Annotated in this window: 12 protein-coding genes and 8 pseudogenes; 15 read left to right on the forward strand and 5 right to left on the reverse strand. The window is 43.5% G+C overall.

The features are described 5' to 3' along the window. Nucleotides 1-358: 358 nt before the first annotated feature. Nucleotides 359-1,041 (forward strand): annotated as a pseudogene (gene nfuA / locus TT11_RS09610) (Fe-S biogenesis protein NfuA). 253 nt (nucleotides 1,042-1,294) lie between these two features. Further along, nucleotides 1,295-2,633: pseudogene (locus TT11_RS09615) on the forward strand (O-acetylhomoserine aminocarboxypropyltransferase/cysteine synthase family protein). A 117-nt stretch (nucleotides 2,634-2,750) separates the two neighbouring features. Here the strand turns inward: TT11_RS09615 and TT11_RS09620 are convergent. Beyond that, a complete protein-coding gene (locus TT11_RS09620) occupies nucleotides 2,751-3,770 on the reverse strand; it encodes an adenosine kinase (protein WP_261870228.1) in 1,020 nt (339 codons plus the stop codon). Nucleotides 3,771-3,824: 54 nt separating this feature from the next. Beyond that, nucleotides 3,825-4,763, reverse strand: a pseudogene (rsmI, locus tag TT11_RS09625) (16S rRNA (cytidine(1402)-2'-O)-methyltransferase). A 209-nt stretch (nucleotides 4,764-4,972) separates the two neighbouring features. Here rsmI and TT11_RS09630 point away from each other — a divergent pair. The 9 genes and pseudogenes from TT11_RS09630 (at nucleotide 4,973) to hisC (ending at nucleotide 13,103) form a co-directional block, all read left to right on the forward strand. Further along, on the forward strand, nucleotides 4,973-5,281 hold the full coding sequence (locus TT11_RS09630; protein ID WP_261870229.1) for a YraN family protein: 309 nt from the start codon (nucleotides 4,973-4,975) through the stop codon (nucleotides 5,279-5,281). Between the two features lie 453 nt (nucleotides 5,282-5,734). Next, complete coding sequence (locus TT11_RS09635) at nucleotides 5,735-6,535, forward strand: BON domain-containing protein (RefSeq protein WP_261870230.1); 801 nt, start codon at nucleotides 5,735-5,737, stop codon at nucleotides 6,533-6,535. Nucleotides 6,536-6,770: 235 nt separating this feature from the next. Next, on the forward strand, nucleotides 6,771-7,406 hold the full coding sequence (locus TT11_RS09640) for an alpha/beta hydrolase (RefSeq protein WP_261870231.1): 636 nt from the start codon (nucleotides 6,771-6,773) through the stop codon (nucleotides 7,404-7,406). Next, nucleotides 7,387-7,767 carry a S9 family peptidase gene (locus tag TT11_RS09645; protein WP_261870233.1) on the forward strand — a complete coding sequence of 127 codons (381 nt, stop codon included), beginning with the start codon at nucleotides 7,387-7,389 and terminating at the stop codon, nucleotides 7,765-7,767. Before TT11_RS09640 ends, TT11_RS09645 begins: the two co-directional genes overlap by 20 nt. Before the next feature lie 164 nt (nucleotides 7,768-7,931). Then, nucleotides 7,932-8,183: a BolA family protein gene (locus TT11_RS09650; RefSeq protein WP_057761749.1), complete on the forward strand. Its 252-nt coding sequence runs from the start codon at nucleotides 7,932-7,934 to the stop codon at nucleotides 8,181-8,183. 111 nt (nucleotides 8,184-8,294) lie between these two features. After that, nucleotides 8,295-9,563, forward strand: a complete 1,269-nt coding sequence (gene murA, locus TT11_RS09655) for a UDP-N-acetylglucosamine 1-carboxyvinyltransferase (protein WP_114701832.1) — start codon at nucleotides 8,295-8,297, stop codon at nucleotides 9,561-9,563. 94 nt (nucleotides 9,564-9,657) lie between these two features. Beyond that, entirely contained in the window at nucleotides 9,658-10,350 is a 693-nt protein-coding gene (gene hisG, locus TT11_RS09660) for an ATP phosphoribosyltransferase (protein ID WP_101205353.1), read from the forward strand. 250 nt (nucleotides 10,351-10,600) lie between these two features. Beyond that, nucleotides 10,601-11,894 (forward strand): annotated as a pseudogene (gene hisD, locus TT11_RS09665) (histidinol dehydrogenase). 76 nt (nucleotides 11,895-11,970) lie between these two features. Continuing rightward, nucleotides 11,971-13,103: pseudogene (gene hisC, locus TT11_RS09670) on the forward strand (histidinol-phosphate transaminase). A gap of 151 nt (nucleotides 13,104-13,254) precedes the next feature. Here the strand turns inward: hisC and TT11_RS09675 are convergent. From TT11_RS09675 to TT11_RS09685, 3 genes and pseudogenes are all read right to left on the reverse strand, one after another. Next, nucleotides 13,255-14,213: pseudogene (locus TT11_RS09675) on the reverse strand (anthranilate synthase component I family protein); the annotation flags it as partial. Nucleotides 14,214-14,302: 89 nt separating this feature from the next. Continuing rightward, nucleotides 14,303-14,989, reverse strand: coding sequence for a hypothetical protein (locus TT11_RS09680; RefSeq protein WP_261870236.1), 687 nt, complete (start codon nucleotides 14,987-14,989; stop codon nucleotides 14,303-14,305). 3 nt (nucleotides 14,990-14,992) lie between these two features. Further along, nucleotides 14,993-16,228 (reverse strand): beta-ketoacyl-ACP synthase II, encoded by a 1,236-nt coding sequence (locus TT11_RS09685; RefSeq protein WP_102091614.1) that lies wholly within the window; start codon nucleotides 16,226-16,228, stop codon nucleotides 14,993-14,995. A gap of 579 nt (nucleotides 16,229-16,807) precedes the next feature. Between TT11_RS09685 and TT11_RS09690 the strand changes: the two genes are divergently transcribed. From TT11_RS09690 to fusA, 4 genes and pseudogenes are all read left to right on the forward strand, one after another. Beyond that, entirely contained in the window at nucleotides 16,808-17,827 is a 1,020-nt protein-coding gene (locus TT11_RS09690) for an EcsC family protein (RefSeq protein WP_261870237.1), read from the forward strand. Nucleotides 17,828-18,262: 435 nt separating this feature from the next. After that, nucleotides 18,263-18,638: pseudogene (gene rpsL, locus TT11_RS09695) on the forward strand (30S ribosomal protein S12). A gap of 218 nt (nucleotides 18,639-18,856) precedes the next feature. Further along, on the forward strand, nucleotides 18,857-19,330 hold the full coding sequence (rpsG, locus tag TT11_RS09700) for a 30S ribosomal protein S7 (protein WP_057761735.1): 474 nt from the start codon (nucleotides 18,857-18,859) through the stop codon (nucleotides 19,328-19,330). A gap of 342 nt (nucleotides 19,331-19,672) precedes the next feature. After that, nucleotides 19,673-21,801, forward strand: a pseudogene (gene fusA / locus TT11_RS09705) (elongation factor G). The last annotated feature ends 204 nt before the right edge of the window (nucleotides 21,802-22,005 follow it).

A 22,005-nucleotide genomic window follows, 5' to 3' on the forward strand; every position in this document is an offset into this window, starting at 1 on the left:
TATATAGAGAATAACTTGGCAGCCTACACAATCATTCAGCGTGTTTATCTGTCATGGTTTACATATTGAGTTACTTTGCCACCTGTTAGCATCATTAAAAAAACCAATGACAACCATTTACAACGGTCGCTATTCAATTCACAGTAGCGTGGTCGGAATTGATGCTTGATTCAGGTATAATGACTGCTATAGATGGATTAAACTTTATACTCATGTCGACCAATGTCATACAATAATAAATACCAATCATTGCCAGTCTGCATGCTTTATATAAATCGTAAACATTTTAAAAATCCAAATTCACGACACAGTAGCCATAATAGATATAGCGTTTGTGTCATAACGCATAGGAAACATTATGAGTGAGCAAAACCAAGCTGATAACCAACTAGACCAAACTGCTGGCTATGAATCAGCCCTAGATACCGAGCAAGTCGAAGCGAAAAGTAACATCACTATCACTGAGTCAGCTCAAGGCTACTTGGCAGATTTGTTATCTAAGCAAGATACCGATGGTATCGGTGTGCGTATTTTCGTTGAGCATCCTGGTACGCCGCGCGCAGAGTGCTGCATGGCTTATAACCAACCGGGCGAAGAAGACAGCGCTGACTTGCGTTTTACGTATGAAAACTTCTCTGCATTTATTGAGGCGGCGTCAGTACCTTATCTAGAAGACGCGGTCATCGATTATAATAAAGATCGTTTCGGTGGTCAGCTGACTTTCCGCGCGCCAAACTCTAAAGTACCTAAAGTAGGCGCTGATGCCAGTGTCGAAGAGCGCATCAACTATGTATTGCAGTCAGAGATTAACCCTGGCTTGGCAGCGCATGGCGGTGACGTACAGCTGCTTGAGCTGATTGATGAAGAAGGCATTGGCTTAACGGCTGTATTGAAATTTGGTGGTGGTTGCCAAGGGTGTTCAGCGTTGATATGACTTTACGCCAAGGCGTTGAAGTGCAGCTAAAGCAGCAAATTCCAGAATTGACCCAAGTGGTTGACGAGACTGATCATACTCGTACAGAGAATGCTTACTACAAATAAAATGAAAAATAGTTAAAAGCAATTGGCTGCTATAAAGGTGGCCATATCTCTAGTATAGATATGCCTGTTTGGTTTGCTGCTTATGAATATTTGTCATGAAGAGATGAGTATTTTGCTATTCTTTTAATAAAGAAGCTGAGTTATGATGAACTCAGCTTTTTTTATTGCTATGATTTAGCAGACAGTTTTTTAAGGTGACTTTAGGCGATACGTCGTCAACAAATCATCTTTTATCAAGATAAAGGAATGTACTATGAGTGACGGATCAGCAGACCAGCAGACAGCCCAACAATTAGAAACCCACCAACTAGAAACCCCTCAACGTCTTGAGACCTTAGCGATTCATGCAGGCTATAGTGTAGAGCCAACGACCAAAGCAGTCGCCGTGCCTATTTATCATACCAGTTCATATGCGTTTGATAATACTCAGCATGGTGCAGATCTGTTTGATTTAAAAGTCGCAGGCAACATCTATACTCGTATCATGAATCCGACCAACGCGGTGCTAGAAGAGCGTGTGGCTGCGTTAGAAGGCGGTATCGGTGCGCTTGCCGTAGCTTCTGGTATGGCTGCCATTACTTATGCGATTCAGACCATTTGTGAAGCAGGCGACAATATCGTCGCTGTATCAACGCTATATGGCGGTACTTATAATTTATTTGCCCATGCTTTGCCGCGTCAAGGTATCGAAGTGCGCTTCTTTGATCATAAAGACCCAGAAGCCATTCGTGACTTGATTGATGATAAAACTAAAATGATATTTGCCGAGAGTATCGGTAACCCACTAGGTAATATCGTCGATATTCAAGCGCTCAGTGATGTCGCTCACGAATACGGTGTGCCTGTCGTGATTGATAATACGGTGGCGACGCCAGCGATATGTCGTCCGTTTGAGTTCGGTGCAGATATTGTGATTCACTCATTGACCAAATACATGAGTGGTACGGGGACGTCAATCGGTGGTGCAATTGTCGATAGTGGCAAGTTTGCTTGGGGTGATTATCCTGAGCGTTTCCCACTCTTGAATACGCCCGATCACAGCTATCATGGGGTAAATTTCGTCAAAGACGTAGGCGCGCCAGCCTTTATCGCTCGTGCCCGCGTTGCGCCACTACGTAACACTGGGGCAGCGCTTAGCCCGCTAAATGCCTTTGGTATCTTACAAGGTATGGAGACGCTAAGTCTACGTATGGAGCGTCATGTGCAAAACGCACAAGCCGTCGCAGAATATCTGCGTGACCATAACAAAGTTGCGTGGGTGAAATACGCAGGTCTGTCTGACCATCCTGAGCACGAGCTTGCCAAAAAAATACATGAAAGGCACGCCTTCTGCCATTTTGACCTTTGGTGTTAAAGGTGGACTAGAAGCTGGTGCGCGCTTTATCGATGCGCTGCAACTGATTACTCGTCTGGTAAACATCGGTGATGCGAAATCACTAGCCTGTCATCCAGCGACGACGACCCATCGTCAGTTAAATGAGCAAGAGCTAGAAAATGCAGGCGTTAGTACAGATATGGTACGACTGTCGATTGGTATTGAACATATCGAAGATATCAAAGCCGATCTCGCGCAAGCATTAGCTTCTGCTTAATAACAAGCGCTTATTAAATTGAGCCAACTGTTTGAACAAGTCTGAATGATATAAAAAAAAGCCCATATCGATTTGATATGGGCTTTTTGTTTTGCGTCCAACAGATGTGTTTAACAATTAAGCAGACAGTACACGCTGCGCGATATCTCGATAATCCTGCGAGGCAAGACGCGGTCCAAACTGCTGAATAACTTGTGCTGATATTTCGCTGGCAAGACGACCACATTCTGGCAGACTATACTGCTGCGATAGCGCATATAAGAAAGCACCAGCGTAGTTATCGCCTGCGCCATTGGTGTCAATGACATCGGCCACTACTGGCGTTGCAACGTCATGGACTTCAACTTCTGCCTCGTCATTAGGCTGGTGGGCGATTACTGCACCGTTGGCACCATCAGTGACGACGGCAATTTGGCAGTATTCAAGCAGGGCACGCGCTGCTGCTTTGACTTGTTTTTTATCGGTGAATAGCTTGGCTTCTTCGCTATTGCAGAATATCACTCCGACTTTGTTGCCGAGCATATTGAGCAAGCCATCTTTGGCAAACTTCACTACCGCAGGGTCAGCAAAGCTCACCGCGATTTTTGCATTATGAATACCGGCTTGCTGACGTAATTGAGTCATTGCTGGTTGTATGCTCTCAGACATCGCCAGATAGCCTTCTATATATAGCCAGTCTGCTTGCGTCAACGCGTCAAAATCAACATTGTCAGCGACAATCTCACTTGAAGTGCCAAGATAGGTCTGCATGGTACGCTCGCCATCTTCGGTAACGGCAACCACGCATGAGCCAGTCACGCCGCCTGCATGAATAGATTTGTCTGAGGTCGCGACACCTGCTTCGTGCAAGTCTCTGAGATAAAACGCCCCTTGATCATCATCACCAACGCGGCAAGCATAAAAAGGCTTACCGCCTAAGCTGGCAAAGGTAAACATGGTGTTGGCTGCGGATCCGCCGCCTGCTTGTTTTGATGGCTCAATCTCAGCCAGTTTAAAGTAAGCCAGTAGTTGCTGCTGCTCTTCAATACCAGCCAGCGTCATATTACCTTTGGTCAGCTCAGTCTCTTCTAGTGCTGCATCTGATAGCACATACTCGTGATCAACCAACGCATTGCCTATTGCCATTACATCGTACATTGATTATTTCTCCTCAATTTATTTATAAACAGTTGTCTTTCTTATTATTAAAAACTAGTCTGCTTGCAACTCTAGTAGACGCTGATAAAGCGCATTTTTTTTCACACCAGTGATATCAGAGGCCAGTGCGGCTGCTTTTTTTTGACTGACAAATCCTCTAGCAAACGCTGTAGCAATTTATCATGCGTACTGATGTCGTCAGTATCTTTTGCCACACCGACGCCAGCGACGACCACGACTATCTCGCCGCGCTGCTGGTTATCATCTGCTTTAACAAACTCAACCAACTCGCCAAGGGTGCTCTTGTGTACCGTTTCAAAGGTTTTAGTTAATTCACGGCAGAAAGTCACCGCGCGGTCTGCACCAAATATCGTTGCCATGTCTTCTAGACTAGCTACGATACGATGCGGCGCTTCATAAAAGATTAAAGTTTCAGTACGTGCGATTAGATCGCTCAGCTGTTTTTGACGACCATGTTTTGGCGGGCAAAAACCCAATAAAACTAAATCGATCAGAAGGCAATCCTGCTACTGACAATGCACCAATGGCAGCAGAAGCCCCAACGATAGGTGATACGGTCACGCCAGCTTCATGCGCGGCTTGCACCAGTTGATAACCTGGATCGCTGACTAGAGGTGTACCTGCATCACTAATCAAGGCAACCGAATGACCTTGCTCAATCATTTCAATAATTTTGGGCGTTTGAATGGCGCTATTATGTTCGTGGTAGGCCCATAGCTTATTGTAACCTTTTTGCTTGGCGGTTGTGTCATCATTTTCGATACTGCTTTTGGCAGGACGAGTCTCTGAGTCTTTTGTCTCGTCAGCTTTACTGCCTTTGGTATCGATGCCAAAATGTGACAGTAGTTTACCTGAGGTGCGGGTGTCTTCGCAGGCAATAATGGCGACCTGCTTTAAGACATCAATTGCGTGCGAAGTCATGTCGGACATATTGCCAATTGGCGTGGCAACGATATAGAGACAAGCTGGCATCGCAGTAGGGGTAGACATGAAAACCTCGGGTCATTAAAAAGACGTGAAAAAATAATAGTGCGCTAGTATGTACAGTCGTTATCTATGGTTTTTCAGCCAAATAATGAGTGAAGAAATCGATAGATTTTGAGAGCAGAATGCGCAGAAGTGGCTAGTTTAGCATGTTGTGCTATGATAATTCTTAAATGTTAATCAGACCAATTCACCTTATGCCGAACCATAAGTCCTTAATCTTAACCTCACCAAAACAACGTCAAGGTAGTCGGTTTGAGCAGCAAGCGTGTGAGTATTTACAAGCGCAAGGGTTAAGGTTAGTCGCGCAAAATTGGCAACAGCCAAAAGTAGGTGAGTTGGATCTGGTCATGATTGAGATAGGTTCAGCATGGTCAACACTAGTATTTATTGAAGTCCGCCAGCGCAAGTCCTCGAATTATGGCGATGCAGCACTCAGCGTGACAGCAAGTAAACAGCGCAAAGTGATTAAAGCGGCGCAATGTTTTTTTGCAGCAGCATCTTGAGTACGCTCGCTATGACTGCCGGTTTGATGTCATTGCTTACAACACGATGAGTAAGTCAAATTCAAGAAATGAGCCGTTAGACAATCAACCAGAATGGATTCAAAATGCTTTTATAGCCAGTGCTTGGTAATAGAGTAAATAAGATAGATACTGCCAAGTGAAGCATCTAACCATATCTGACAAGTAAGGTTCGTTACTAAAAAGCTAACCGCTGATGGTCAAAATTAAGTAAAGTAGCGGTTATAGTTAACTCTCTATAAATCAGATACATTATTAGTTTAAAGTAGCGGTTATAGTTAACTCTCTATAAATCAGATACATTATTAGTTTATCGCTATGTTTAGCTCGTCACTCGTCACTACTAGAGCGTGTTTTCTTGAAGTGAAGATATGACCTAGATTAAGATTTGCTCAATTTATAAAATTGTCACAACCATGTTCTAAGAGGTAAATAATGACACGGATGCATTTGCGCACTGCTATTTTTGGTTCATCACGCCGTATTACGACTGGCATTATGATTGCTTCCTGCGTTGTCAGTACAGGTTGTGCCACCAACTATCTGACCAACAGTACAGAAGGGACTTATGGTGTGCCAATGACTGAGCGTACGATTCCGCAGCGTCTGCTCGATCGTAGTATTGAACATACTGCCAAAATCAATGTGTACGGGTTAAAAGAAGACCTGCAGCAAACTAGCCGTATGGGTATCGATAGCTTCAACAGCGAAGTGCTGCTCACAGGTGAAGTACCAACTGAAACGCTCAAAGCAGAAGTAGAAAAAGTCGTTAGCTCTATGCCAGATGTACGCCGTGTCTACAATGAGATGGAAGTCAGTGCGTCAAAAGGGTATAGCTCAACGGTTCATGATGGTTATATCACTTCAAAGCTACTGGCTAAAATAGCCGCCAGCGATGGCGTAAGTGCGTCACAAATTAAAGCCGTTACTAATAATGGCGTGGTCTATATTATGGGCCGTATGACACCCACTCAGCAGAGTCATCTGATTGATATCGCCAATGGCACTGTTGGGGTCACTGAGTTGGTATTGCTGACAACTGTCGTTGACGATAGAGGTGTCAAAATAAATAATGATGACATCATGTATGAGAATAATTTAGCCAATCCTGCAGTAGCGCCAGCTGCCCAAGATACTACTATCAGTACGGCAACGCCTATTGTCATAACAGAAGAAGAGGCCACTACTGCTCAGCCGTCTTCAAGCCCTTATATTGATCTTTATCAGAACCAGTAGCACTCTAGTTCGCCAAGCGATAAATGACATCAATCACAATAAGCCTAAATAGTGATAACAGTAAAGGCACGAGAAATCTTCAGCCAGTGAGTACTATATCAATAGCAAAAGGTAGCAGAGTCAGCGCATTAGCCAACGATACTAATATCAAACACATCATTGGCTAGTGGATGAACCATTATCGCTGTTAGCCTGTTACTACTGATTGATAAATAAATATAATAGGATACTGGTCATGAAGGATTCACAGGCAAATATACAACCAAATAAAGAAACAAGCGTCATTGGTAATATAGGCATACACAATAAACCTGCTCATAAGAAAACACGCACATTGAGATTTGGTGGTGCGGCAATATTGGCATTGGGCAGTATCGCGTTAGCTACGCAAAACGCACAGGCACTATCGCCGTTGGCTATCGTCAATGGAATTACTTCTAGTGGCGGCGTTGGGGTGAGTAAGGATATCTTATATGGTGATCAGCCTTCACAAGACCTAGATATCTATTATCCAAAACCGCTAGCACAAGCAATGAAATCTCAGAGTGCTACTAATACTAGCTATCCTATGGTGGTATTTGTCCATGGTGGTTCATGGGAGAGCGGCAATAAAGAACAATATGCCTTTGTCGGTCAGAGCTTAGCCAAAGCAGGTTACGTCACCGCAGTGATTAATTACCGTAAAGCACCTGAACACGTCTATCCTGATTATGTCAAAGATGCGGCTCAGGCAATTGCTTGGAGTATTGAAAATGCGACCAGTCTTCATGCAGATCCGTCACGCCTAGCGGTGATGGGGCATTCTGCTGGCGCGTTTAATGCCGTTGCAGCCGTTGCCAACGAAGATTTTTTTGGCGCCTTATGGTATTAAGCCAATAGATATTGCAGCCGTTATTGGGATCGCGGGTCCTTATAGCTATGATTTCCGTAAGTTCAGTAGTGCAACAGCGTTTGGCCCCAATGCCACGCCTGATCAGGTGATGCCAGATCGTCAGATTAAAGGAGCGCAGCCGCCATATTTATTATTAACGGCGGAAAAAGACAAAATTGTACATGTGACTAATACAATCAAAATGACAGAAGCGTTTAAAAAAGCAGGCGTAACCGTTGAAACGGGCGAAATCGAAGGGGCCAGTCACGCAACCAGTATAGGCGCTATGGCACCGCCGCTACGCTGGGTAAATGATGTGCGTGCGCAAGTGTTGACGTACTTGGATAAAACGCTCAAATAGCTTATCACTATGCATGTCTATCACTTTTGACCGTTTAATTGATAGCACTGTCTCAATGCTCAAACATACTTGAGTAAGACAGTACTGTAAGATATGCAAACTCTTGTTATAATGTCATCACTTTAAATCTATACCCTATTCTAAACTTTAAGGCAGACTATTCTATGAGCATGAACGCTGACGATTTGATCGCATTTTTACAGACTCACTTCCCAGACGCTTTTATTCAAGCTGCCAACCAAGGTAATAAGTTTGACGTACGCGTGGTCGATGCCAGCTTTGAAGGCAAACGCGCGGTTCAGCGTCAGCAAGCAGTATATGCGTTAGTTAATGATAAGATTGCGAGTGGCGATATTCACGCACTCAATATCCAAGCGCTGACGCCTGCTGAGTGGGACGCTCAATCAAAAGGCTAATTAAATAGCTGTCTATATGACTAGATATTACTGAATCGGCCATATGCATGGTTGAAAGTCGTAATTCTGGTTTTCATAATTTTCTATACTCATCGCTAGGTTGTCACCTTTATGGATCAATTTTTAATCACTGGTAGTAGTCGTATCGCAGGGGAAGTCACCATCTCAGGCGCCAAGAATGCCGCTTTGCCGTTACTCGCAGCTATGATATTGGCTGAGACTCCAACGACACTGCATAACGTGCCGTCACTACAAGACGTGCGAACGTTGATTGAATTGATCGGTGGCATGGGTATCAAAATCCAAAAGCAAGATGATACGGTCACTTGCGATACCAAGAGTATCGATAACTTTTATGCCCCGTATGATTTGGTAAAAACCATGCGCGCGTCAATCTTGGTGCTAGGGCCGTTATTGGCACGTTTCGGCGAAGCCGAAGTCTCATTGCCAGGTGGTTGTGCGATTGGTTCACGTCCTGTTGATCAGCATCTAAAGGCTTTTGAAGCGATGGGTGCCGAAATCAGTGTAGAGAATGGCTATGTAAAAGCCCAAGCGCCAAAAGGTGGCAAGCTATTAGGCTGTAATTTCTCATTTGATATGATTACCGTCGGCGGTACTGAAAACGTCATCATGGCAGCAGCATTGGCCAAAGGCACAACTGTCTTAGGCAACTGTGCGTTAGAGCCAGAAGTGGTTGATTTGGCCAATATGTTGGTTGCAATGGGTGCCAAAATAAGCGGTATCGGTACCTCAACGATGACCATCGAAGGGGTAGAGCGTCTACACGGCTGTGAATACTCAGTTGTCCCTGACCGTATCGAAACAGGCTCATACCTTGCTGGTGCCTTGATGACACGTGGCGATGTATTGACCAAAAAAACATCTGCTCTATTATTGACGCCAGTGCTAGAGAAGTTCGAAGACATGGGTGCAACTATCACGAGCGGTGATGACTGGATTCGCGCACAAATGAAAGGTCGTCCAAAGGCGGTTGATATTCGTACACAGCCACATCCTGGTTTTCCAACGGATATGCAAGCTCAGCTAATGGCGATTGCTTGCTTAGCGGATGGTACAAGTACTTTTATCGAAAACATCTTCGAAAACCGCTATATGCACGTACCAGAGCTCAATCGTTTGGGTGCGTCTATTCAGGTTGATGGTCATACTGCGGTAGTAAGAGGTGTCGAAAACTTTACCGCAGCCCCAGTCATGGCGACGGATTTACGTGCGTCTATGTCATTGGTAATGGCAGCGGCGACCGCTGAAGGCGAGAGCTTAATCGATCGTATTTACCACATCGACCGTGGTTATGAGCATGTTGAAGACAAGCTGCGTAGCTTAGGCGTGAACATCGAGCGTATTAATACCAACGCTTAATATTGATTGATTCAATATCGACTGTTACCCATATTACGTTATAAATTAAAAACTCTCCTTTCAATAGGGGACTGCACATGGACACGATGTCATTATGACTGAGACAAGCAAATCTTTACCAGCCAGCGGTTTATTAAACGAAGTAAACGATGAGTTTTCAGGTCTAACCTTGGCTTTATCAAAAGGCCGCATTCTAGAAGAGACCATGCCACTGCTACGTGCAGCTGGCGTTGATCTTTTAGAAGATCCTGAAGCGTCACGTAAACTTATTTTTCCAACCTCAAATCCAAATGTACGTGTATTGATTTTGCGTGCCAGCGACGTGCCGACCTATGTCGAACATGGCGCTGCTGATTTTGGGGTGGCAGGTAAAGATGTGCTGCTTGAGCATGGTGCCAATCATGTTTATGAATTGCTCGATTTGCAGATTGCTCAGTGTAAACTGATGACTGCGGGTGTGAAAGATGCACCGCTGCCAAATCGTCGTCTGCGTATCGCGACCAAATATGTCAATGTCGCTCGTGCTTATTTTGCTAGCCAAGGGCAGCAGGTTGATGTCATTAAGCTTTACGGTTCGATGGAGCTTGCGCCATTGGTTGGTTTAGGTGATTTGATTGTCGATGTGGTCGATACAGGTAACACACTGCGCGCCAATGGGCTTGAAGCACGCGATCACATTTGTGATGTTTCATCACGTCTGATTGTCAATCAAGTGAGCTATAAGCGCAAATTCGCACTACTAGAACCAATCTTAGATAGCTTTAAAAATAGTATCGCCAATAGCTAATTATCCAGTGCAAGTCATTAGTAATATAAAGCATGGTTATACAAATTTTTAAACCAGTTTAGCAGGCTATGAGTGACGTAGCGTGCTAAACTGGTTTTGTTGTCTTAGCTTTCGAAAACATAAAATCATCGTAAAATTCAGACAAGAAAACGTCGAGTAAGTTGTAATATTTTGAAAGATAAACCTACTTTACTCAGTTCCAAACCGTTCATTTTTAGCACTACTTTATGCTCAGATATAGGATTAGGTCATGCGCCAGTTAAGTACCCAAGATGCCGATTTGATAGTCAATTGACACAGTTGCTTGCCTTTGAAACAGTCAATGATGCTGAATTATTGCATACCGTCGATGATATCATTGCCCAAGTACGTGCTGATGGTGATAGCGTCGTATTGGCATTGACTCAGCAGTTTGACCAGCATCCAGCAACGTCGATGCAAGAGTTAGAGCTGTCTAAAGAAGCGCTTGCTGAAGCGTTTGCCAATCTTGATGAGAAAGTAAAGTTAGCGTTGACCACAGCCGCAACTCGGGTACAGACATTCCATGAGCGCCAAGTACAAGAAACCTGGCAGTATGAGGATGAGCTAGGCAACCGATTGGGTCAAAAAGTCACGCCACTTGATCGCGTTGGGATTTATGTGCCGGGCGGTCTGGCTTCTTATCCATCGTCAGTATTGATGAATGCTATTCCTGCCAAGGTGGCTGGTGTCACTGAAGTCATCATGGTGGTACCAGCGCCTAAAGGTGTGCTGAACCCTCTGGTATTGGCGGCAGCCATCTGGCCCAAGTCGATCGCGTCTTCACTATTGGTGGCGCTCAGGCAGTAGCAGCCTTAGCTTACGGTACTGAAACTATCCCAGCCGTGGACAAAATCACAGGACCAGGCAACAAATATGTCGCGGCAGCCAAACGAGCAGTATTTGGACAAGTCGGCATTGATATGATTGCAGGTCCCTCAGAAGTGTTGGTATATGCAGAGGGTGAAGCGCAAGATCGAGCTGATTGGCTCGCGATGGATTTGTTGTCGCAAGCAGAGCACGACCGTATCGCTCAAGCCATCTTTGTGACGACCAGTGAAGAGCAGCTAAAAGAAGTCGCGTTAGAGATAGAAAGAGCACTCGCTGAGCTACCAAAAGCAGATATCGCACGCGATTCGCTACAAAATCGTGGTGCACTTATATTAGTGAAAGATCGTAGCGAGGGTATGGCACTGATTAATCGTATTGCCCCTGAGCATTTGGAGTTATCCGTTGATAACCCTGATGCATTGTTAGATGATATTCGTCATGCGGGTGCTATCTTTATGGGTCGTCACACGCCTGAGGCGATTGGGGATTACTGTGCAGGACCGAACCATGTGCTACCAACATCCGGTACCGCGCGCTTTTCTTCACCGTTAGGTGTTTATGACTTTCAGAAGAAATCCTCAATTATTTATTGCAGTGAATCTGGTAGTAAGCCTTTGGCTGAGACGGCAGATATTTTAGCGCAGCGTGAGGACCTAGAGGCCCATGCGCGCTCAGCCCGTTATCGTTATCAGTAAGATATTTTGAGCGTCTTCGTTTTTACTTTTGATAGATATTTTTAATAGTCTGTATGGCTAATTAGTAGGATAATTTATGAGCGAGTCAAAGATAGATACCAGACTTTGGTCATCTAAAGCACGCAACTTGTCACCTTATGTGCCGGGTGAGCAGCCACAGCACGACAATTTATGCAAACTGAACACCAATGAAAACCCGTTTCCGCCCTCACCAAAAGTAGGGAGGCAATCGCTAAGATACTCACTCAGCAAGCGCAAGAGCTGCGTTTATATCCGGCACCTGAATCCAACGACCTACGTGCTGCACTGGCACAAGCATATGACCTTGATGTCAGCCAAGTGTTTGTTGGTAATGGCTCAGATGAAGTCTTGGCGCTTATATTTGCCAGTTTTTTCCTAAAAGAGCGTCCGCTTTTATCACCTGATATTGGCTACAGCTTTTATCCTGTCTATGCGCAGACTTTTGGTGTGCATCTCGTCAAAATCCCATTAGAGGACGATTTTAGTATCGATCCTGATGCTTATCGTCAGCCTTGTAGCGGTATCATCATTGCCAATCCGAATGCGCCAACAGGTTTGCTCTTATCACTTGCTGATATCCGTAAGCTAGCAAGCGAGCATTCTAACGCCGTGATTGTAATTGACGAGGCATATATTGATTTTGCTCAGATAGAATCAGGTAACCCAGAGGCTCAGGTTTCAGCGGTCAGCTTAATCAATGAGTGTGACAACGTTATCGTGACGCAGACCTTTTCAAAATCACGGTCACTTGCTGGTTTACGTGTTGGGATGGCCTTTGGTAGTGCTTCGTTGATTGAAGCATTGACGCGTATGAAAAATAGCTTCAATAGCTACCCATTGGATAAATTAGCGCAAGCTGGTGCGACTGCGAGTGTGTTAGATACTGAGTATTTTGAGCAAACCCGTCAGCAAGTCATTGATTTACGTACGTCGCTAACAGCAGAGTTGACGACATTGGGCTATAAGGTCCTACCGTCACATGCCAACTTTGTTTTTGCTCGTCCAAAAGATGGCAATGCAAGTGCTGTCGCGAGTGCGTTACGCGAGCAGGGCATTATCGTTCGCCATTTTGATAAGCCGCGTATTGCAGAGTACTTGCGTATTACTATCGGTACGGCAGAGCAGAACGAGCGTTTGATTAATGCGCTAAAAGCTTTGCAAGTCGATGCTAGCGTTGTTGCTGAATAAAATTATATTGATAGCTTAATATAGAATGTTGATAAATAAGTCTATTTATTCAAAACGCAAAACACTATCGATAAGTCTTAAAAGCAAAGCCTGCTAACGTAACGTTGGCAGGCTTTTTTTAATTTCAAATTAGCAATAATATTTGAGTTCGCTATCTTAGGTTTTTTTGAGCAAGTACTGATAATAAATTACCTACTTTATCTAAGCATTCTTGGTATTCAGCATCACAATCGGACGCGACCGTAATACCGCCACCTGCCCATAGATTAACGTGTCTTTCTTCATTAAGGCTATTATCTGACGAAGTACTGGCTTGCAATGTACGAATGAGCACGTTCCATTGACCACTACCATCAAAATTCATATAACCCATAGTGCCACAATAGGCACCGCGTGGCGTAGATTCCAGTTCAGCGATGATTTCGACAGCGCGTTTTTTGGTGTGCCAGTGATAGAACCAGCAGGCAGACTACCAAACAATACAGCCAATGGATGAGTATCAGTTTTTAGCTCAGCGGTAATAGTACTCACCATATGATGCACGTTGCTAAAGCTCTCAATCGCAAATAACTGTGGTACTTTTACACTGCCAATTTTGGCGTATTTACCCAAATCATTACGCAGTAAATCTACAATCATGACATTTTCGGCACGGTCTTTTTCGCTATTGACCAGTTGCTGTTTGTACATTTCATCTTGCTCGTCAGTCGTACCTCGCGGCATGGTTCCCTTGATAGGCTTGGTGCGAATAGAGTGTTTGCCAGTGTCGATTTCTCTAGTGAATGTAAAAAACAACTCAGGTGAGCAGCTTAACAATTCAAAATGATTGATATCTGCGTTAAAGCTGTTCCTATTTAGGTAATCACCATCATTGCCCTTAACGCTCGTATATCCTGCAAAAGGCGCTTTTGTATTGCGATATAGCGCAGGCAAATAGTCAATAAGCGCAGCTGTTGATTGGCTAACATCATTGCTATACGGTAGTCTGCCAGACCATTTCTGTGTCAGGTTTATCTGATAGCAGTCGCCTTGCTGTAGATAGTCTTGTGTGCGATGAAATGCTTGTTGATAATCAAGCTTACTCCATCGCGGACTTAAAACTAAGGGAGTGATGCTTAATGCATCTTTAAACTGTGACGGATTGAGATATTTATCAGACAGTTTTTGATCCAGTTCGTCTAGGTACGAGGTAAGAGTATTTATAAGAATATCGTTTTTTTATGACCAATATTCTCAGAAACGTCAGCATTGGTTAGATGACTTTTTAACGCCCAACCTGTATCAGCATATGCCGTAGGTGTTAGATAAATATCATAATGTCCCAACGAAGCACATGGCTGCATTGCCAATTCAATCCTATCGGCAGGACTTAGTTCGAGAGCTGCAATATCATAACCAATAAAACCGATTAGCCCATGATGATAACTAGGTTTCGAGCTTTCTTCGCTATTGATATATGACGTGTCGTGATTGGCTTTTTGAGTATTGCTATAAGCGATTAGCTCTTCTTGCCACTCTAGATAACTCATATAAGCTGTCGTGCCAGCATAACTATTATCAGCGCTATTTACATTAGTATCGCGACTCAAGTCAGTATTGCGACAACTCTTAATCACCTTATAAATATTGGGTAAATCACTAGAGGACTGCTCATCTTTGGGATAGACAGACCAGCTGACTTTTGGGAGTAAACCGATCACGGGTCGACCATCATTATTAAGCCAAACAAGTTGCCAGTTTGCTTTAATATCTTGGTCGAGCAAGTGACGCTGTAGCTGCGGCATCAGTTCGGTAGCAGACAAATCACCAAAACGCCAGCTAGGTTTGCTAGCTAGCGATGGCGCAGAATCTGTCTGCTCAGTTGTATTGTGATTTGATACAAGCATGGGTTAAGCGTCAAACTTTTTGATAATTAGCGTAGCGTTAGTACCACCAAAACCAAAGCTATTACTCATCAATGTTTCAAGATTTGCTTCACGCATTTCGGTGACAATATCAAAACCTTCAGCAGCAGGATCCAAGTTATCAACATTGATACTTGGAGCAATAAAGCCGTCCTGTAGCATTAGTAGACAATAAATCAGCTCTTGTGCACCAACAGCGCCCAAGCTATGACCTGTCATTGATTTGGTTGAGCTGATAGCAGGTACTTTACTGACGTCATTATCAAATACTTTAGCAATCGCTTTAAGCTCAGTAATATCGCCCAGTGGTGTACTAGTACCGTGGCTGTTGATGTAATCAACACTTTCTAGACCCGCTTCGGCCAAGGCTTGTTGCATACAGCGAACTGCACCTTCACCGCTTGGCGCAACCATTTCTGCACCATCAGAGCTGGCACCATAGCCAACGATTTCAGCCAAAATATTAGCGCCGCGTGCTTGAGCATGCTCCAGACTCTCTACAACCACCATCGCGCCACCAGCAGCAATCACAAAACCGTCACGGTCTTTGTCATAGGCTCTTGAGGCAAGTTTTGGTGTGTCGTTATACTGAGTACTAACTGCGCCCATGGCATCAAACATACAAGACTGTGTCCAATGCTCAGCTTCACTACCACCAGCCAATATCACATCGGCTTTACCCAATTGGATAAGCTCAGCAGCATGACCGATACAGTGTGTCGAAGTCGCACAAGCAGAGGCGAGCGAGTAGGACACGCCTTGGATTTTGAGGCCGGTTGCTAAAGCAGCTGATACTGAGCTGCCCATTGTCTTTGGTACGGCCATTGCGCCGACACCGCGTAAACCTTTTTCGCGCATAGCATCGATAGCATTGACGATATTTTCTGTTGAGGCGCCGCCCGAGCTTGCCACTACACCCACTCGTGGGTTGTTATTAATAGTATCAAGCGATAGTCCTGAGTGCTCAATCGCATTTAGCGCACTGACGTAAGCATAGAGACTGGCGTCACTAAAGAACCTTTTCAGCTTACGATCGATACCACTGGTATCCAGTTCTGATTGATTGATACTACCGCTCACGTGTGATTTAAACTCGTGCTCAGCATAAGAATCGTTAAATGTGATGCCAGACTGACCTTCTTTGAGGGCAGTGGTGACAGTATCTAAATCATGTCCAATACAAGAGACAATCCCTGCTCCAGTAATAACGACGCGGCGCATATGCTATTCCTTATAAGTAACGACTTGCTAGCAGTTGGTTGCAATAATCGTGGTAAATCTATATATGATGTTTAACTATGAGTTAATTCGAGCATTATAATGAAAAAAATAGTCTATGTAGATAACGATAGCATGAATTTAGGTAACGAAATTCTGTTAACGGTCTATCAGAGGTAATATAAATTCAGTGTACAATTATGCTCTCAGTTATGGCACATGATAACGTATCAAGCACTGGAAATCTTTGGACAAGTGTAAAATAACGACAAAATAACACTTATGACTGAGTTTGAGTAAAGAGATGAGAAGCTAAGACTAGCTACTGACTATGGACGGAATTATACTCTAGATACAAAATTTGTGATTCTAATAACATTGTTCGCACTGACACCAGTTACGATAACTGGCTAAAATAATAGATTCATTATTATTAATAATTAACTATCATATTAAAATACAACTATATTAAAAACCAACTCATCATATTAAGGACATCACGATGGCAAAGCGTAGTACTCTTTCTAAAAGCATCAATACCATTGGCTCTTTTACTCGAAACAATCTAGAGCGTGTAGGGCTATGATTGATAGCGTAAACGCTAAAACGGGCAAACCGCGTCAATATAAAGCTGTAGACCTAGGCGATGAAGACTACCAACAAGACTTGTTTCGTGAGCAAACGCTAAAGGCGACGCAGCAACTTTTAGGACCACGTTTTGCTACTTATGGTAAATATGCCAAGAAAGTCGTGCCGAATAGTTTTTTCCAGTCGACAGTTGACGGCGCATTTGCCCAAGTGGCCAACCTCGCTGCCAACTGGAGTCAACTAGACTTACCTAATGAACATCGTTTTGCCAATATTGCTACTTTAGATGACGAAGAGCGTTATGCGCTAGCTACTGATATCGCTAATCAAAACCGCGCGCTTGCAATGATGGGTGGTTTGACAGGTTTGGCAGGTCTACCAGGTTTGCTAGCTGATACATTGTGGCTATTATTGGTTTCATTACGTACAGTTTATCAGATTGCTGCTGTATATAATAAGCCGCTGACAGGTAAGCAAGGCGTCAAGATGGCGTACGAACTATTATCAAACGCTGATCTGAGCAAGATGCAAGAAAAACAAGCGCTACTAGCTGGTCTAGGTATTGGTAAAGGTTTGCTTGATAATGCTCAGAGCAATGGACTACATAGTGAACTTAAAAATCTCGGTCTAAAAAATAAAAATGTAAATTTCTATGCTGAGCAAATAGACAAAGTCGCCAATCAAGTAGGTGTAGATTTAGATCAGATCAACTTATCATGGGTTCGTCGTTTTATTCCTGTCACCGCAGTAGCGATCGGTATGCACTATAATAGCCAATTGATCGACGAAGTTATTGGCGTTGCTCAAGCGACCTTTGCGCCAGAAGCAAAATTGGCCAATCGTGCTATTACTGATGACAGCAGTAGTGAGGCTAAAGTAGAAAAGGCTGATACTGATGAGGCGAAAAAAAGACACAGAGCGCCAAGAAAAAAAGCAGTGATTCAGAAAAAGCCCCTAATAAAGAAGAAACCAGTAAAGAAGAAACTAGCAGTAAAAAAAGACGCATCTAAGTAGACGTCTTATAAAAGAGCCAAGTAATAAACATATTATTTGCTAGTTGGGTTATATATTTATAAGTACGATGGTATTTATCTTAGTTTGATTGAGCAACACGACTTGAAAATTAGGATAAGTACCACAACTTAGTTACTATCAAGTACCATTTCAATGGTAAACATCTTTTCTTAATGATGCTTGAGCTCACTTTGTTTACTTTATTTATTACGCTATTTTTCGGCGAAAAATCTATAAAGTGATACAATGAGAGGTTGAATGCATATCTATCAAATGTTGTAAAGCGAAACCATTCATAAGTGGTTGAAATAGCAGCAACAACTCTTTATAATACACTGTCCTAAAAATGGGTGCCCCCGAAATCTGTAATTATTATCAGATAGATGGTGCATTGGCCCATTTTTTGTTTTATACCAAACGGGAGAAGGATGCCTTATGGCAACAACTAACCAATTGATTCGTAAAGGTCGCAAAACCATCAAGGAAAAGTCAAAAGTTCCTGCGTTGGAAGCGTGCCCACAGCGTCGCGGTGTATGTACTCGTGTATATACTACCACGCCAAAAAAAACCTAACTCTGCCATGCGTAAAGTATGTCGTGTACGTTTGACTTCAGGCTATGAAGTATCAAGCTACATCGGCGGCGAAGGTCATAACCTACAAGAGCACAGTGTTGTTCTAATCCGTGGTGGTCGTGTAAAAGATCTACCGGGTGTACGTTATCACACTGTTCGCGGTGCATTAGATTGCGCAGGCGTTAAAGACCGTAAGCAAGGTCGCTCTAAGTACGGTGCTAAGAAGCCTAAAGTTTAATAACTAAACGTTATTAGATAAGCTTTTTGCACTACCCAATAACTGTGCATGGGTTTGGTGTCAGTAGTAATATCGCTTTTATATAAATATATATCTGTGATTTGCTCTTAAAACATACCACCATGCAGTAAGGCTAACTGATAACTCACTGCTATATCCTAATGATAAGTAGTCGATGTTGTGAATGTTAGACACTCCTGAAGATAAGGAAATTTATTATGCCAAGACGTCGCGTCGTTGCTGCCCGTGAGATCCTACCGGATCCTAAGTTTGGTAGCCAAACTGTTGCAAAATTCATCAACCATGTAATGAGTGATGGTAAAAAATCTACTGCTGAGCGTATCGTTTACGGTGCACTTGAGACAGTAAGTGAGAAGCGTAAAGTTGAAGATCCAGTATCTTTCTTCGAAGAAGTGCTAGAAAATGTACGCCCAATGGTAGAAGTAAAAGCTCGCCGCGTTGGCGGTGCAACCTATCAAGTACCAATGGAAGTACGCCCCTCCCGTCGTACTGCATTGGCTATGCGTTGGTTAGCTGAAGCTGCTGCTAAGCGTTCTGAAAAATCAATGGCTTTGCGTTTAGCTGGCGAATTGAATGATGCTGCTGATGGCAAAGGCGCTGCTATGAAAAAGCGTGACGAAGTTCACCGCATGGCAGATGCTAACAAAGCATTCTCTCATTACCGTTTCTAAGCTACTTTTTAATAGTAGCTTGAGATTAGAGGCTCATGCCATTTAATCTTACATTGTTGTTTATTCTATTGATTGCCGCCATCATCATTCGGTCATATATAAATGTTATTTATTGATGACTGAGGTGGCGGACATCTATCCAGATGTCTCTCTTAACAAATACAGTTTTTGCTGGAGAGCATCCCAAATTTGATGCCGCACTATTCTTAGTATTTGCTCTTTTTTTGTCCGTATTAGGCTCAATAATCAGTAAGTAATATTACGAAGCTGAACGCTTTGTCATAGAGTATGAGGTAGAGACACAATACATTATTATATACACGACTTTCCTAGGAAAACACTATGGCTCGTAAAACTCCCCTAAAACGCTATCGCAATATTGGTATCTCAGCGCACATCGATGCTGGTAAGACAACCACTACAGAGCGTGTTTTATTCTATACCGGTGTTAGCCACAAAATTGGCGAAGTACATGATGGCGCAGCCACTATGGACTGGATGGAGCAAGAACAAGAGCGTGGTATTACTATTACCTCAGCGGCAACAACTTGTTTTTGGTCAGGTATGGCTAAACAGTTTGACGAACACCGTATCAACATCATCGATACCCCAGGTCACGTTGACTTCACGATCGAAGTTGAACGTTCTATGCGTGTACTTGATGGCGCTTGCATGGTTTACTGTGCAGTAGGCGGCGTTCAGCCACAGTCTGAGACCGTATGGCGTCAGGCGAACAAATATAAAGTACCACGTCTTGCATTTGTAAACAAAATGGATCGTGTTGGTGCTGATTTCTATCGTGTTATCGAACAGATCAAAACTCGCTTAGGCGGTAACCCTGTACCATTGGTTATCCCAATTGGTAAAGAAGATGACTTCGAAGGCGTTGTTGATCTAGTGACCATGAAAGCTATCTATTGGGACGAAGCGTCTCAAGGTATGCAATATGATGAGCGCGAAATCCCAACTGAACTACAAGAAAAAGCAGCAGAATACCGCGAGCACCTTGTAGAAAACGCTGCTGAAGCAAACGAAGAGTTGATGAACGAATACTTAGAAAACGGTGAATTGACTGTAGAACAAATTCACGGTGCTATTCGTCAGTTAACTATTGATAACGAAATCATCCCGCTTCTTTGTGGTACTGCCTTTAAGAACAAAGGTGTACAGAAGATGCTAGATGCCGTTATTCAGTATCTACCTGCACCAATCGACGTACCTGCTATTAAAGGTATTCTTGATGACAAAGACGAAAGCGAAGGCAGCCGTGAAGCATCAGATGAAGCACCTTTCTCAGCACTAGCGTTCAAAATCATGAATGACAAATTCGTTGGTAACTTAACCTTCGTACGTGTTTATTCTGGTGTAATGAAGCAGGGTAGCAGTGTTTATAACCCAGTTAAGATGAAGCGTGAGCGTGTTGGCCGTATCGTACAGATGATGGCAAACTCTCAAGAAGAGCTTGCAGAGATTCGTACTGGTGATATCGCAGCTCTAGTCGGCATGAAAGATGTGACTACTGGTGATACGCTATGTGATGAAGACAACGTGATCACTCTTGAGCGTATGGAATTCCCAGATCCAGTTATCTCTCTAGCTGTTGAGCCAAAGACCAAAGCTGACCAAGAAAAAAAATGTCAATCGCTCTTGGCCGTTTGGCAAAAGAAGATCCATCGTTCCGTGTACACACTGACGAAGAATCTGGTCAGACAATCATCAGTGGTATGGGTGAGCTACATCTAGAGATTCTTGTTGACCGTATGAAGCGTGAATTCAACGTTGAAGCAAACATCGGTGCACCTCAGGTTGCTTATCGTGAGACGATTCGTAACACTGTTGAACAAGAAGGCAAATTCGTACGTCAAACAGGTGGTCGTGGTAAGTTTGGTCATGTTTGGTTACGTCTTGAGCCACTTGATCCAGCTGGCGACACTGAATATGAATTCGCTGAAGAAGTTGTTGGTGGTACTGTACCAAAAGAATTCCACGGTGCTGTTGATAAAGGTATCCAAGAGCGCATGAAAAACGGCGTACTTGCAGGCTACCCAGTAGTTGGCGTAAAAGCGACCTTGTATGATGGTTCTTATCATGACGTTGACTCTGATGAATTGTCATTTAAGATGGCTGGTTCTATGGCCTTCAGAAAAGGTTTCTTAGCAGCTGATCCAGCACTACTTGAGCCAGTAATGAAAGTAGAAGTTGAAACACCTGAAGACTACATGGGCGACATCATGGGCGATCTTAACCGTCGTCGTGGTTTGGTACAGGGTATGGAAGATCTACCTGGCGGTACTAAACAGATTCGTGCTGAAGTACCATTAGCGGAAATGTTTGGTTATGCCACTCAAATGCGCTCTATGTCACAAGGCCGTGCAACTTACTCAATGGAATTCCAAAAGTACGCTGAAATTCCAAAATCAGTTGCTGCTGAAATCATCTCTAAGTTCAACTCTAAAGATGATGACGAGTAAATAAAACTTACTGAAAGTGACAATATAGAGTACGTCTGTGTATTGTCACTAAAGAATACGCCAATAACTTGTTAAAAGACTTGTTATTGGCCGCGATTTTCTTATAATATCTGCACATTAGTATGTGCAACCTTTTAACAATTATCTTAATGTGGTCAAAATCGTCTTAATAATCATATTTATATGAGTTAAGTCTTGAACCCC

The sequence above is a fragment of the Psychrobacter sp. JCM 18901 genome (assembly GCF_000586435.1).
In the GTDB taxonomy this organism is placed as follows: domain Bacteria; phylum Pseudomonadota; class Gammaproteobacteria; order Pseudomonadales; family Moraxellaceae; genus Psychrobacter.